Source organism: Geodermatophilus sp. URMC 64 (assembly GCF_053502555.1).
The window spans coordinates 1794152-1806342 of the sequence record NZ_CP199955.1; the positions used below are offsets into that span (position 1 = coordinate 1794152).

General features: G+C 74.1%; 16 protein-coding genes and 1 riboswitch. Of the genes, 9 read left to right on the top strand and 7 right to left on the bottom strand.

Going from position 1 to position 12191, the window contains the following annotated elements; all coding sequences use genetic code 11:
* The first annotated feature begins 124 nt into the window (after positions 1 to 124).
* From ACWIYF_RS08860 to ACWIYF_RS08895, 8 genes are all read left to right on the top strand, one after another.
* A complete protein-coding gene (locus ACWIYF_RS08860) occupies positions 125 to 1465 on the top strand; it encodes an FAD-dependent oxidoreductase (RefSeq protein WP_448627751.1) in 1341 nt (446 codons plus the stop codon).
* 1 nt (position 1466) lies between these two features.
* Positions 1467 to 1721: a hypothetical protein gene (locus ACWIYF_RS08865; protein WP_448627752.1), complete on the top strand. Its 255-nt coding sequence runs from the start codon at positions 1467 to 1469 to the stop codon at positions 1719 to 1721.
* A gap of 42 nt (positions 1722 to 1763) precedes the next feature.
* Entirely contained in the window at positions 1764 to 2255 is a 492-nt protein-coding gene (locus tag ACWIYF_RS08870) for an MSMEG_0572/Sll0783 family nitrogen starvation response protein (RefSeq protein WP_448627753.1), read from the top strand.
* An 84-nt stretch (positions 2256 to 2339) separates the two neighbouring features.
* The gene (gene nthB, locus ACWIYF_RS08875; protein WP_448627754.1) at positions 2340 to 3005 is read left to right on the top strand and encodes a nitrile hydratase subunit beta; all 666 of its coding nucleotides are present in this window, start codon (positions 2340 to 2342) and stop codon (positions 3003 to 3005) included.
* Positions 3002 to 3604, top strand: coding sequence for a nitrile hydratase subunit alpha (gene nthA / locus ACWIYF_RS08880; RefSeq protein ID WP_448627755.1), 603 nt, complete (start codon positions 3002 to 3004; stop codon positions 3602 to 3604). The genes nthB and nthA overlap by 4 nt, the downstream gene beginning before the upstream one ends.
* On the top strand, positions 3601 to 3945 hold the full coding sequence (locus tag ACWIYF_RS08885; protein ID WP_448627756.1) for a nitrile hydratase accessory protein: 345 nt from the start codon (positions 3601 to 3603) through the stop codon (positions 3943 to 3945). Before nthA ends, ACWIYF_RS08885 begins: the two co-directional genes overlap by 4 nt.
* A gap of 22 nt (positions 3946 to 3967) precedes the next feature.
* Positions 3968 to 4354 carry an OsmC family protein gene (locus tag ACWIYF_RS08890; RefSeq protein WP_448627757.1) on the top strand — a complete coding sequence of 129 codons (387 nt, stop codon included), beginning with the start codon at positions 3968 to 3970 and terminating at the stop codon, positions 4352 to 4354.
* Positions 4355 to 4387: 33 nt separating this feature from the next.
* Positions 4388 to 5191, top strand: a complete 804-nt coding sequence (locus tag ACWIYF_RS08895) for a DUF427 domain-containing protein (protein WP_448627758.1) — start codon at positions 4388 to 4390, stop codon at positions 5189 to 5191.
* On the opposite strand, the gene ACWIYF_RS08900 is transcribed toward ACWIYF_RS08895, so the two are convergent.
* Together ACWIYF_RS08900 and ACWIYF_RS08905 are read right to left on the bottom strand one after the other, a co-directional pair.
* Positions 5186 to 5590, bottom strand: coding sequence for a nuclear transport factor 2 family protein (locus ACWIYF_RS08900; RefSeq protein ID WP_448627759.1), 405 nt, complete (start codon positions 5588 to 5590; stop codon positions 5186 to 5188). The genes ACWIYF_RS08895 and ACWIYF_RS08900 overlap by 6 nt on opposite strands.
* A 112-nt stretch (positions 5591 to 5702) precedes the next feature.
* Positions 5703 to 6215, bottom strand: a complete 513-nt coding sequence (locus tag ACWIYF_RS08905) for a C40 family peptidase (protein ID WP_448627760.1) — start codon at positions 6213 to 6215, stop codon at positions 5703 to 5705.
* Positions 6216 to 6230: 15 nt separating this feature from the next.
* A riboswitch (cyclic di-AMP (ydaO/yuaA leader) is annotated at positions 6231 to 6364 on the bottom strand.
* A gap of 357 nt (positions 6365 to 6721) precedes the next feature.
* On the opposite strand from ACWIYF_RS08905, the gene ACWIYF_RS08910 reads away from it, so the two are divergent.
* The gene (locus ACWIYF_RS08910; protein ID WP_448627761.1) at positions 6722 to 6913 is read left to right on the top strand and encodes a hypothetical protein; all 192 of its coding nucleotides are present in this window, start codon (positions 6722 to 6724) and stop codon (positions 6911 to 6913) included.
* Here ACWIYF_RS08910 and ACWIYF_RS08915 read toward each other — a convergent pair.
* The 5 genes from ACWIYF_RS08915 to ACWIYF_RS08935 all read right to left on the bottom strand — a co-directional run bounded on the left by ACWIYF_RS08915 (position 6910) and on the right by ACWIYF_RS08935 (position 12108).
* The gene (locus ACWIYF_RS08915) at positions 6910 to 7956 is read right to left on the bottom strand and encodes an ADP-ribosylglycohydrolase family protein (RefSeq protein ID WP_448627762.1); all 1047 of its coding nucleotides are present in this window, start codon (positions 7954 to 7956) and stop codon (positions 6910 to 6912) included. The two genes, ACWIYF_RS08910 and ACWIYF_RS08915, sit on opposite strands and share 4 nt — an antisense overlap.
* Positions 7957 to 7984: 28 nt before the next feature.
* Entirely contained in the window at positions 7985 to 9613 is a 1629-nt protein-coding gene (locus tag ACWIYF_RS08920; protein ID WP_448627763.1) for a hypothetical protein, read from the bottom strand.
* Positions 9598 to 10773 (bottom strand): hypothetical protein, encoded by a 1176-nt coding sequence (locus ACWIYF_RS08925; RefSeq protein WP_448627764.1) that lies wholly within the window; start codon positions 10771 to 10773, stop codon positions 9598 to 9600. Before ACWIYF_RS08925 ends, ACWIYF_RS08920 begins: the two co-directional genes overlap by 16 nt.
* Before the next feature lies 1 nt (position 10774).
* Positions 10775 to 10912, bottom strand: coding sequence for a hypothetical protein (locus ACWIYF_RS08930; protein WP_448627765.1), 138 nt, complete (start codon positions 10910 to 10912; stop codon positions 10775 to 10777).
* Between the two features lie 89 nt (positions 10913 to 11001).
* Positions 11002 to 12108 (bottom strand): serine/threonine-protein kinase, encoded by a 1107-nt coding sequence (locus tag ACWIYF_RS08935; RefSeq protein WP_448627766.1) that lies wholly within the window; start codon positions 12106 to 12108, stop codon positions 11002 to 11004.
* Between the last annotated feature and the right edge of the window lie 83 nt (positions 12109 to 12191).

The following is a 12191-nucleotide window of genomic DNA, read 5'->3' on the forward strand; positions in this document are numbered from 1 at the left end:
GTGGCCCACGCCGCTGCCGTTCCGGACACCCTTGACGCCTCGGTTGCGGCTGCACAGGATAGTTGACGCCTCGTTCCCCATGTTGAACGACCATGCGGGGCTCACCCCGGCGAAGGAGGCCTTCGTGGCCAGACGCATCGTCATCATCGGCGGGGGCGCGGCGGGCATCGGGGCGGCAGGGGCGGCGCGGGGCACGGACCGGGACGCCGAGATCACCGTCTACACCGAGTACGAGGACGCGGCCTACAGCCCCTGCGGGATCCCCTACGTGCACGGCGGCGAGATCCCCGACTTCGAGCGGCTGTTCCTCGGCACCAAGCAGCAGTACGCCGACGCTGGCATCGACATCCGCTACTCGACCGCGGTCAGGGCGATCGACCCGCGCGGCAAGAACGTGCGCGTGGGCAACGGCCCGCCGGTGCCCTACGACGCGCTGGTCGTCGCCACCGGCTGGGACTACGGCAAGCCGGACGTCCCCGGCGCCGACCTGGCCGGCCTCTACTACATGAAGAACATCCGCGAGGCGATGCGGTGGCACGAGGTGCTCGACGGGGTCCGGCGCGCCGTCGTCCTGCACGCCGAGCCGCTGGGCATGGAGATGGTCACGGCCCTGTGCCACCGCGGCATCGAGACCCACCTGGTCGACCCCAACCCGTGGGCGCTGTCGATGGCCACCGACCCCGACATCGTCGCCCCGGTGCAGGAGTCGTGGCAGGAGATGGGCGGGCACCTGCACTTCAACACCAAGCTGGAGGCGATCCTCGGCGACGAGGCCGGCCGGGTCCGCGGGGTGGCCACGTCCGGCGGGGAGATCGCCTGCGACCTGGTCGTCGTCTGCACGCACAAGGTGCCGCGCACCGACCTGGGCACCGCGGCGGGGCTGGAGCTGGGCTCGGCCGGCGGGTTCGTCGTGGACGAGACCATGGCGACCTCCGTGCCGGGCATCTGGGCGGCTGGCGACTGCGCGGAGATCCCGCACGGGGTCAGCAACGTCCCGATCCAGGGGCTGTCCGGCAGCCACGCCTACGCGCAGGGCAAGGTCGCCGGCGTCAACGCCGCCGGCGGACGGCGGTCCTACCAGCCGGTCTACGTGCCGTGGGCGATGGTCGCCGGCAAGTGGATGATCGGCGGCGTCTCGTTCAGCGAGACCCTGGCGACGGCGCTCGGCATCCCGTACGTGATGGGGCAGGCCCAGGGCATCTCTCGCGCCCGGTACTTCCCGGACGTCAAGCCGGTGAAGATCAAGCTGCTCGCGCAGCCGGGCAGCCTCAAGCTCATCGGCGCGCAGATGGTCGGCGGCGAGGGCATCAAGGAGCGGGCCGACTTCCTCGCGATGGCGGTGCGCAAGGGGATCACCCTGCGCGACCTGGCGACGATGGAGAACGTCTACTCACCGCCGATCGGGGCGCTCAACGAGCCGATCGCGCTGGCCGCGCAGGACGCCCTCGTCCGGCTGGAGGGCTGAGGTGCGGTTCGCCCGGCGGCTGCGCGCGGTCTCCGAACGCCAACTCATGATCGCCGCCGAGCGCGACGTCGCCGCCCGCTACGGCACCACCCCGCCGCTGCCGCCGCGCGGCGTGGACCGCTTCTGGCAGCAGGTCTACGTCCCCGCCTACCACCGACTTCCCTGGAAGCTCCGCTCGACGGTGATGCGCGCGATGCCGGGCAGCCACCGCCGGACGTGGCATCAGCCCGAGCAGGGGAGCGGCCCGGCCGTCTGACGGCCCGACACCGAGAACACCACCGAGTCAAGGAGGACCGTCATGAGCAGCAAGACCGTGGACATCCCCAAGGCCCAGGACGGCGACGTCCTCTACGACCTCGAGGAGAAGGTGTTCCCGGACATCAAGGCCGAGCCGGGGCAGAAGGCGTTCGTCTTCATCCACACCGTGCCGTTCGAGGGGTCGGTGGCGCTGGTCAACCTGAAGACGGCGACCCGCCTGGTGCGCAAGGGCTTCGACGTGCACATCGTCCTCTACGGCCCCGGCGTGCTGCTCGGCTCGCGCACCCGCGGCTTCCCGCAGGTGGGCACCGAGGGCTTCCCCGGCAACCTCGCGGTCAACGAGCAGATCAAGACGCTGCTCAAGGAGGGCGCCTCCATCTACGCCTGCCGGTTCGCGATGGGCGCCCTGTACGGGTTCCGCGAGGACGACCTGATCGACGGGATCAAGGCGTTCAACCCGCTCGACGTCCTCGACTCCGCGCTCACGGCGTGGAAGGAAGGCGCCTTCCAGCTCAACACCTGGACCGTGTAAGGACCCCCTGCCCCCCACCGCTCGCGAGCTCGCGGCGGGCCCCTGCAGGGGGCCGCCGCGGCTCGCGCACGAGATGGAGCCGCGATGGAGCGCGTGCACGACATGGGCGGGCGGACCCGCGCGTTCGGGCCGCTGCCGCCGATCGACCCCGACGAGCCGGTGTTCCACGACGCGTGGGAGGCCAGGACCTTCGCGCTCGCGCTGCTGTGCAACCGGGTCGCGGGGGCGAACCTGCACGCCTTCCGCTACGCCATCGAGCGGGTGCCCGAGGAGGAGTACCTGTCGGGCTACTACGAGCGGTGGCTGGCCAGCGCGGAGATCCTGCTGCTGGACAGCGGCATCCTCGCCCCCGGCGCGGTCGAGGCCCGGGCCCGCCGGCTGCAGGGGGAGGACGTCGAGGAACCGGCCGCTCCCGAGCCGCACAAGCCGACCATGGCCAGCGGCGGCCCCGGCAACCTGCGCACCGTCGAGGCGCCGCCGGCGTTCTCCGTCGGCGACGAGGTGGTCACGCAGACCGAGGAACCCGCGCCGCACACCCGGCTGCCGTCCTACGTCCGCGGCAAGCGGGGCACCGTGACGGCGGTGCTGCCGGCACAGGTCTTCCCCGACACCGCCGCGCAGTTCACCGGCGAGAACCCGCAGCACGTCTACGAGGTCCGGTTCGACTCACGGGAGCTGTGGGGCCCGGACGCCGAGAACGCCACGCTCAGCGTCGACCTGTACGAGAGCTACCTGGAGAAGGCCCGATGACCGACGTGCGGGAGACCGCCGACCCGACCCTGAGCCCGGCGCTGCGCGCGGAGGCCCTGGAGTCGCTGCTGCTCGAGCGCGGCCTGATCGACACGGAGACGGTCGAGAAGTTCATCCGCACCTACGAGACCGCGGTCGGCCCGATGAACGGCGCCAAGGTCGTCGCGAAGGCCTGGACCGATCCCGAGTACAAGCGCCGGCTGCTCGAGGACGGCTCCGCCGCGATCGCCGAGCTCGGCTTCAGAGGCCCGCAGGGCGAGCACATGGTCGTGCTGGAGAACACCCCGACCGTGCACCACGTCGTCGTCTGCACGCTGTGCTCCTGCTACCCGTGGCCGGTGCTCGGGCTGCCGCCGTCCTGGTACAAGGACCCGGCCTACCGCTCGCGCGTGGTGCGCGAGCCCCGCGCGGTGCTCGCGGAGTGGGGCACCGAGCTCGGCCCGGACGTCGAGGTGCGGGTCTACGACTCCAGCTCCGAGGTGCGCTACCTGGTGCTGCCGGAACGCCCGCCGGGCACCGAGTCGATGTCGGAGGAGGAGCTGGCCGGGCTGGTCACCCGGGACGCGATGGTCGGCGTCCGCCGGGTGGCCGCACCGTGACCGTCGCGCTCGACATCGACGGCCCGGCCGCGCCGCCGCGGTCCAACGGCGAGCTGGTCTTCGCCGAGCCGTGGGAGGGCCGCGCGTTCGGCCTGACCATGGCCCTGGTGGACGCCGGCGCGATCGACTACGAGACCTTCCGGACGGCGCTGATCGACCGGATCGCCGCGGCGGATCCCGACGGCTTCAGCTACTACCGCTGCTGGCTGCAGGCCCTGGAGCAGGTGCTCGCCGGCGCCGGCCTGGTCTCACCGCAGGACGTCGGGGCGCGCTCGGCCGCGTTCGCCGCGCGCCCCGCCGGTCACGACCACCGCCACGAGCACGGGCACGACCACGACTGAGCGGGGCGGCACCAACACCGCCGTGGCGACGTGGCGCGGCGGCTGGCTGTGCTCGGTCGAGGCCGGCGGCTTCCGGCTGACCGTCGACGAGCCGGAGTCGGTCGGCGGCACCGGCCGCGGGCCCATGCCCACCGACCTGCTGCTCGCCTCGCTGTCGTCCTGCTACGCCCTCGCGCTCGTCTGGGCGGCGGGCAAGCGCGGGGTCGAGCTGCCGGACCTCACGGTCACCGCGACCGGCACCTACGCCGGCCCGCGGTTCTCCTCGCTCACCCTCACGGTGGGCACCAGCGCGCCGGTCGACCAGGTGACGCCGCTGCTGGAGCCCGCGAAACGGGTCTGCTACGTGTCCAACACCTTCGCCGCGGTGCCGGAGATCGACGTGCGCCTGGGCCAGCTCGCCGGCTCTTGAGGTGCGGCGCCGCCCGGAGGAGCCTTGCCCCGCATGAGCGTCCCGCCTCGAGACATGGGCGAGCGGCTGGCCGCGCTGGCCGGCATGCGCCCCTGGTGGCCCCTGGTCGAGCCGTCGCCGCGGTGGATCCGCGTCCGGCTCGGCGACGAGCTCGTCGCCGACTCCCGCCACGCCGTCCTGTTCGTGCAGTACGGACCCGAGGCGCTGCCGCGGACCTTCCTGCCGACCTACTTCCTCCCGCCCGACGACGTCCGGCCCGGCGTGCTGGTCGACCCGGCGGACGACGACGGCATGACCACCTGGACCGTGCAGGCCGGCGACCGCCGCGCGGCGCGCGCCGCCTGGACGCACCACGACCCGCCGGAGCACCTGGCCCCACTGGCGAACCTGGTCACCTTCTCCTGGGGCACGGCGCTCACCTGGTTCGAGGAGGACGAGCCGCTGGTCGCGCACGCCCGCGATCCGCACAAGCGGGTGGACGTCGTGCCCAGCTCCCGGGAGGTCCGCGTCGAGGTGGACGGCGAGCTGCTGGCCGAGAGCACCCGCCCGCTGCTGCTGTTCGAGACGTCGCTGCCGGTCCGCTACTACCTGCCGCCCGAGGACGTCCGCACCGAGCTGCGCCCCAGCCCGACGACCTCGACCTGCCCGTACAAGGGCGTGGCCAGCTGGTGGTCGGCGCGGGTCGGCGACCGGGTGCTCGAGGACGTCGCCTGGAGCTACGAGTCGCCGATCCCGGAGAACCCGCGGATCGCCGGCCGGATCTGCTTCCGCAACGAGCACGTCGACCTGATCGTCGACGGCGAGACCCAGGAGCGGCCGGTCACGCCCTGGTCATGAGGTGCCGGAGAGCTGGCGCACGGCCTGGTCGATCGGCGCGCTGTCCTGCTCGACCGGCTCCATGTACAGCCGCGCCCACGCGATCAGACCGTCGTCGCGCAGGCCCATGACGGTCGCGCCCTTCATGAGGAAGGGGCGGCCGTCGGCGTGGCTGCCGCGCCACACCCACTCCGACCAGGTCGTCGTCCCGTCGGTGGTCTCCTTGACGACGCCGACCTGCAGGTCGGGGACGCCGCGGAACATCTGCGCCCAGTTCTCGACGACCTGGTCGCGGCCGCCGAAGCCGCGGTTGGGGTGCACCGGCTGCTCGCTCCGGTAGTCCGGGGCGAACAGCGCGGCGATGGCCTCGAGGTCGTGGGCGTTCATCGCGTCGCGCAGACGCCTGATCGTGGCGTTCATGCCGGGCCTCCCGTGCGTGGGAACGCCCACCAGGCAGCCACCGCGGGCCGGCGCTGTCAATGCCTCCGGTGCCCCGGCCGCGCGATGCACGGCCGGGACACCGGAGCGCGGCTCAGACGAGCCGGCGGGCGCCGACGGCCCCCGGCATGTACGCCAGGTCCACGACCTTGACCGGCTGGCCCGCGGTCGACGCGTGCACGATCTGGCCGTTGCCGATGTACATCGCGACGTGGCTGACCGGGCTGTAGAAGAACACCAGGTCACCGGGCTGCAGCGCGTTCAGCGACACCGGCGTGCCGATGGTCGACTGCATCCGCGACGAGTGCGGCAGGGAGACCCCCGCCGCCTTGTAGGCGAACTGGGTCAGGCCCGAGCAGTCGAAGGAGTTCGGGCCGGCGCCGCCCCAGACGTAGGGGTCACCCCGCTGGGCGAGTGCGGTGTCGACCGCCTTCTGGGCGGCGGCGCTGGCAGCGACGGCCGGGGCTGCGACGGCGGTCCCGCCACCTCCCGGATCCCCGGTGTTGGCGGAGGCGACTCCCGGTGAGAGGACGATCCCGGCACCGGCCAGGAGGGCCAGGGCGGGAGCGGTGAGGCGACGGGCGAGGGACGTGTGTGCAGTCGTCATCGACGACGGTTCTCCTTGTTCTCCGAAGCCGCCTACCGAGTTAGCTGACGGGTTCGGGCTGGGGAACTCGCCCGGCGCGACCGGCCCCCATGACGGTCGCGCTTCACCCCAGTACTGCGGTGGGTCCCCGGCCCGGGCGCCGGCACGCGGCCGGCCGCCCGGTTCGGCGGCGTCCGGGGGGGTTCCCAGGTTCGGGAGTTGTGCGGCCCCGTCCGGACCGCGCAAACGCTAGGAGGGTCTTTGGACCCCGGCGAATCCAGTCAGCGTCGCGTTTCGCGGGTCCGACACGCCCGGCGCAGGGGTGACTCGCCGTCCTGACCAGCGGGAACGTCGAGCCTGGCCGCCGGCCTCCAGCCGGAGCCCGCCCGCCCGGGGGCCGCAACGGGCGGTGCGCGTAACTCCGGCGTACCGGCACGGCACCACGCGGGGTGCTCGGCCGAACCCGCGCCGGCACCGTTTCCCGGCCGCTGCGGCGGGCATCGAACCGGCGGAAGAGGAGGTCGACCATGACCCAGGGACCGACGGGCGGAACCCGCAGCGAGGACCAGGAGCAGGTCACGGCGAACCCGGCGCAGTCGCCGCGGGCCGCGCAGGGCCCGATGTCGGACGACGTCACGCGGGTGCCGGACAACGACGTCGAGGAGGGCGCCGACGCGAAGAAGCCCGGCATGCCCGACGCCACCGGCCCGACCGGTTAGCGCATCCGCTCCAGCGCCGCGGTGAAGCTGGCGTTCCACAGCCCGAGGTAGGGCCAGGTGGCGGCCACCCGCGCGGTCGCCTCGTCCGCCGAGAGCCCCTCCGTGCGGCGCAGCCACGCGCGCAGGACCAGCCCGGTCCGCGACGCGCCGCCGTGGCAGTGCACGAGCAGCCGCCGTCCCTCGGCGCGCAGGGCCGCCATGTCGGCGAGCACGTCCTCGAGGACGACGTCGAGCTCGGTGTTGTAGTCGTTGTCGGCCAGGTAGGCCATGCGCTGCACCTCGTGGCCGAACGGCTCGCCCAGCCGGCACAGCGAGATGACCGCGAAGTCCGCGTCGCTGTACCGGGCGCCGTCGAGGTTGCCCGCCCAGATGCCCGGCAGCACCTCGCGCGGGCCGATCCGCGGGATGACACCGGGGTCGTACGGCGGCGCGGCCCGCCCGTCGAGCGCCGCGGCGAGCTCCTGCAGGTCGTCGAGCCGCCAGGACCGGCCCGCGGCCTCACCGTGCACCACCGACGACCAGCGCATCGGGATGCCGGCCATGCCGAAGGTCGCCCCCGCCAGGGCACCCGCCACCGCGGCGTCACCCGTTGTCTCCCCGCCGGCGTCGATCGCCCGCCGCAGCACCTCCGCGAAGCTGCCGGCGTGCCGGAGTCCCGTGGGGTCCTCGCCGTCCAGCGCCCGGCGCATCGTCCCGGCGAGATGCGCGCTCTCGTGGCCGTCCGGGCCGCCACGGCCACGAGACGGCGCATCTCGCGCGGCCCGGATCGCCCAGGGCAGCGCCTGCACGCGGGACGCCGGCTCGACCGGCTCGCCGGCGACCAGCTTCGTCCCCACGACCAGCGCCGCGGCGAACTCCGCGGTGAACCGGCCGGGCGGGTCGCCGCACATCTCGGTGCGCACCCCGCGCGCCGGCACGGGGAACCGCCGCGAGAACTCGCCGGGCGGCGACCCGGCGAACGGCGCACCCAGCGCGTCGCCCACGGCCGCGCCGACCAGCGCGCCGGCCACCCGGTGCGACCGGTCCATCCGCGGGGCGCTCACCCCGCCGACGTTACGGGGCCGGGTCGGCTCAGCCGCGGCGGCGCCGCTTGGGCGGGTCCGCGGCATCCCCGGACAGCCGGGCCTCCGTCTTCGACGCCAGGGCCCGCGGCCAGCCGTCGTCCCGGGCCAGCAGGGCGAACTGGCGGGCGACGATCCCGGCCACCTCCTCGGCCGGCAGCCCGCACGGGAACAGCACCTCCCGCAGCGCCCACCCGCGGCCGGCCACCTCGGACGACGCCACTGTGACCGCCAGCCGCTCCACCTGCCGGGCGGTCATCTGCCGCGCCGCCCAGCGCAGCGCCGTCCGCAGCGACTTCTCCGGCGTGACCCCGGCCAGCGTCGAGGCCCACTCGGCGTCGTAGAGCACCAGCTGCCCCAGCAGCTCGTCGTGCGCCTTGGTCCACGACGCCGAGGCCCACTGCCGCAGCAGCGCCTCGCGCACCACGGGTCGCCGCGCCACCAGCCCGGCCAGCCCCGGGACGTCGTCGGTCAGCCCGACCAGGGGGACGTCGTGGCCCAGGCCCAGCGCCTGCTCGACCAGCAGCCCCGCCTCCGCGCTCATCCGCGCCACCCGGCGCCCGCGGGCGAGCTCCCGCACGAAGCCCGACGACAGGTCGCCCTGGGTCAGCCCGCCGTAGTCCGTCGTCCGCGCCCGACCGCCGTCGAACACCGCCCGCAGCACCGCGCCGATCTCCACCGCGCGCACCCCGGCCTGCGCCGCCGGGTCGCGGGCGACGGCCGTCAGCAGCGCGGCCTCGACGGCCGCGTCCTCCGCCGCGGCCGCCGTCGCCGCCGACGCCGCGCGCGGCGACTGCAGCCAGGATCCGACACCCGGCGAGGCCAGCACCGTGGTCAGCTGCGCGTCGGTCAGCGCCGCGGGGTCGAGCTCCATCCACTCGTCGGCGAACAGCCACGCGTCGAGCGCGTCGAAGCCGCCGACGTCGTCGGGGCAGAGGTCGCCCTTCGCCGCCGCCTCCAGCAGCGCCCGCGCCCGCGCGCCGTTCGCGGCGTCCGCGGGCGGCGGCCGGTACGAGCCGACGAGCACCCGCACGGCGGCGGCGTCGCCCATCGTCTCCGCCGTCCGCACGTGCAGGGAGACGCCGGCGGTCAGGGCACGCGGCAGCACGTCGAACACCATGGACACCGACGGCAGCTGCACGACCCCGCCGCCGGACTCCACAGCCGCGAGCACTGCGGCCACCGGTGCCACCAGGGCGTCGATCTCGTCGGGCGTCAGCGCCGGCACCGACCGGCGGGCGGCCGGCACCCGTATCGGCGCGGCGTCCCGGGACGGCTCGGCGCCGAGGGGCAGCGCGGTCACGAAGCCGCCGGCCCGCTGCAGGGCGAGCACGTCGCGCGCGGTCAGCGCGCGGGCGCCGTCCCACAGCAGGTGGACGACGTAATTGCCCTGCCGACCGAAGTCGTCGGAGACCACCGGCACCTTCGAGTAGGCCAGGCGGCCGCCCGAGCAGGAGAGCACACCGAACGCGTCGCCGTCCGTCGGCTGCCCGATCAGCGAGCCGAGCGACGACCGCGACGTCCCCAGGGCCTTGGGCCAGTCCCGCGACATCGCGAAGACGCCGAACCCCGGCCCCTCCAGCGTCCGGCTGGCGGAGGTGTAGACCAGCTGCGGGCAGGCGGTCATGCCCGCGGCCATTCGGCCAGCGCCTGCTCCAGCTCCAGGCCCTCGCGGGGGATGAACCGGTGCCGCGCCAGCAGCACCAGCAGCGGGTCGAGCACGCCGGTCGGGGAGATCGACGGGTAGTGCCCGGCCTGCGGCTCCGACCCGGTGGCCGACACCGCGTGCACGGTGGGGTCGGGCAGCCGGCCGAGCAGCGCCGTCAGCAGGTTGGAGCCGCCGTTGTTCTCGAGGAAGTCGACCAGCCGGCCGCTGTTGGCCCGCACCTCCTCGAACAGCCGCGGCAGCCCGGCGGGGGAGAGGTCGGCGTCGCGCAGGGCGTCGGCCGGGAAGTCCGGCCGCGAGCAGAGCTTGTCGGCCTTGGCCAGGATCACCGACGCGGAGACGTCGGCGAGGTAGGCGTCCTTCTTCAGCCCGCGGGCGCTGCGCAGGAGGTCGGCCAGGTTGACCAGCATCTGGGTGGGCCGGGCCAGCCCGATCGAGGACTCGCCGGGGTCCGCGGTCGAGGCCAGCCCGGGGAACATGCCCGGCGAGAGGACGACGATGACCGAGCTGGCGACGTAGAGGAACTTCCCGAACCGGCCGAGGTCCTCCTTGCGGTAGAGCTGCTCGCCGGAGGCGTCGAAGAAGACGACGTTCATCGACCGCTCCGGCGCCCCGCGGCTCGACCGCCGGAACACCACCGTCAGCGGCTCCGGGGACTGCCCCTCCTCGAGCAGCAGCGGGGTCAGCGGCAGCTGCCGCTTGTCGACCAGCAGCGGCTGGCGGTGGTTCAGCTCGAACCGGTCGGCGCTCTCCTCGTCCATCTCGACCGAGATGTCCAGCGGCGCCAGCGCCCCGGCGTAGAGCTGGTCGAGCAGCACGGTGAGGTAGGTGCTCTTCGACGCGCCGGTCAGCCCGACCAGCCCGACGACGACGGTCGGCCGCTCCAGGTAGTCCGGCGGCAGCCGGTGCCCGTTGGGGCAGACCGCCGCCAGCCGCCGCGCGTCGCCCAGCGCGGCCTCGAACTGCGTCGACCGCGCCGGGCCGGGCTGCTCCACCGCGCGGAACGGCTCGGTGAGCCGCTGCCAGCGGGTCTGCCGCGGCGGCGGGGCGACCCGCTGGCCGGCGGAGTTCTGCCACGCCGAGAGGTGGAACCGCTCGAGGCAGCGGGGGCAGACGAAGGCCTTCGCCGGCATCTCAGCGCACCGTCAGCACGAAGATCAGCAGCGTCGACAGCGCGAAGACCAGCAGCAGCACCTGCTGCCGCCGCAGGTAGCGGTGCCGCCGCGCCTCGAGCGCCTGCTGCGCGAGCGCCCGCTGGTACATGCCGGTCAATGACCCTCCTCGCTGGCGCTCGTCGGGCCCTTGCCCGGCGGCGGTGCTGTGTTCATGGGTGACCTCGCAAGCTCGGTCACTTGGGACTCCTATCCGAAGGCGACGTGGTAGAGGACGGCGAGGACCAGCCCGGCGAGCATCCCGAGCAGGACGGCGACCCCGATCGCCACCGCGTAACCGGTGGAGGTGTCGGCGATCGCCCGCTCCAGCCGGGACAGGTGGTAGCGGGCGACCTCGACGACCGCGTCCAGCGAGCGGAAGTCGCCGAGCACGGTCCGCGGTGAGGGGATCTCCGAGGCCTGGCCGAGCCAGCGGGTGCTCTGCTCGACGTCGCGGGCCAGTTCCGACAGGGACGGACGGCGCTCGGGCTGGAACCGCAGCGCGTGGGTGACGCTGTCGAGCAGGTTGTGCGGTACCGGCGCGAGGTCGATGCGCCCGGCGCGCAGCTCCAGCCAGTAGTCGGCGGGGGAGAGCTCGTCGTCGGGGTCCACGGGATGCCGCGCGCCGGCGGCGTAGGCGATCACCATGCCCCAGCTGTAGACGTCGCTGGCCTCGGTGAGCGGCAGCCCCTGCAGCTGCTCCGGGCTGGCGAACAGCTTCGAGCCGAAGCCGGCCATCGCCGAGGTGACGGTTCCCGCCTGCTCGGTGCCCAGGTAGCGGCTGATGCCGAAGTCGACGAGGAAGACGCCCTTGTCGCTGATGATGATGTTGCCGGGCTTCACGTCGCGGTGGACGACCTTGGCCGCGTGCGCGTCCCGCAGCGCCCGCAGCAGGCCGATCGCGATGCGCCGCAGCTCCTCGGCGTTGAGCCCGCCGCCCTCCCGCTGGGCGAGGAACTCGTCGAGCGGCAGGCCGGCGATGAACTCCTGCACGTAGTAGGGGCTCTTCGCCTCGAGGTCCTGGGCGACGATCCGCGCAACCCGCGGGCTCTTGATCCGCGCGGCGTTCTCCACCTCGCGGGCGAACCGGCGGCGGGTCAGCTCACCCGCGTCCGCGGGCAGGCACTTGATCACGACCAGGGGCGCCTCGTCGTCGGCGCGGGCGACGAAGACGTCGGCGCCCTGCCCGCCGCGGGGCAGCCGGCACAGGACCGTGTACGGGCCGATCGCGGCGGGGTCGCCCGGCTCGAGCGGGTGGACGCGGCGGGCGCCGATCAGCGGGGTCAGGGCCTCGGTCGGAGGAAGCTCCTCTGCCACCACACCCGCTCCCTCGTCCGTCCGGGGAGGCCGACGGTAAGCGGTCGCCCTCGCGACCAGAAGGCCTCCGTCCCCGCTCACGC

Excerpts from the sequence above, each read along its gene's own strand:
- ACWIYF_RS08870 (WP_448627753.1), top strand. The coding sequence starts at position 1,764 with ATGAGCAGCAAGACCGTGGACATCCCCAAGGCCCAGGACGGCGACGTC.
- nthB (WP_448627754.1), top strand. The coding sequence starts at position 2,340 with ATGGAGCGCGTGCACGACATGGGCGGGCGGACCCGCGCGTTCGGGCCG.
- nthA (WP_448627755.1), top strand. The coding sequence starts at position 3,002 with ATGACCGACGTGCGGGAGACCGCCGACCCGACCCTGAGCCCGGCGCTG.
- ACWIYF_RS08895 (WP_448627758.1), top strand. The coding sequence starts at position 4,388 with ATGAGCGTCCCGCCTCGAGACATGGGCGAGCGGCTGGCCGCGCTGGCC.
- ACWIYF_RS08900 (WP_448627759.1), bottom strand. The coding sequence starts at position 5,590 with ATGAACGCCACGATCAGGCGTCTGCGCGACGCGATGAACGCCCACGAC.
- ACWIYF_RS08905 (WP_448627760.1), bottom strand. The coding sequence starts at position 6,215 with ATGACGACTGCACACACGTCCCTCGCCCGTCGCCTCACCGCTCCCGCC.
- ACWIYF_RS08910 (WP_448627761.1), top strand. The coding sequence starts at position 6,722 with ATGACCCAGGGACCGACGGGCGGAACCCGCAGCGAGGACCAGGAGCAG.
- ACWIYF_RS08920 (WP_448627763.1), bottom strand. The coding sequence starts at position 9,613 with ATGGCCGCGGGCATGACCGCCTGCCCGCAGCTGGTCTACACCTCCGCC.
- ACWIYF_RS08925 (WP_448627764.1), bottom strand. The coding sequence starts at position 10,773 with ATGCCGGCGAAGGCCTTCGTCTGCCCCCGCTGCCTCGAGCGGTTCCAC.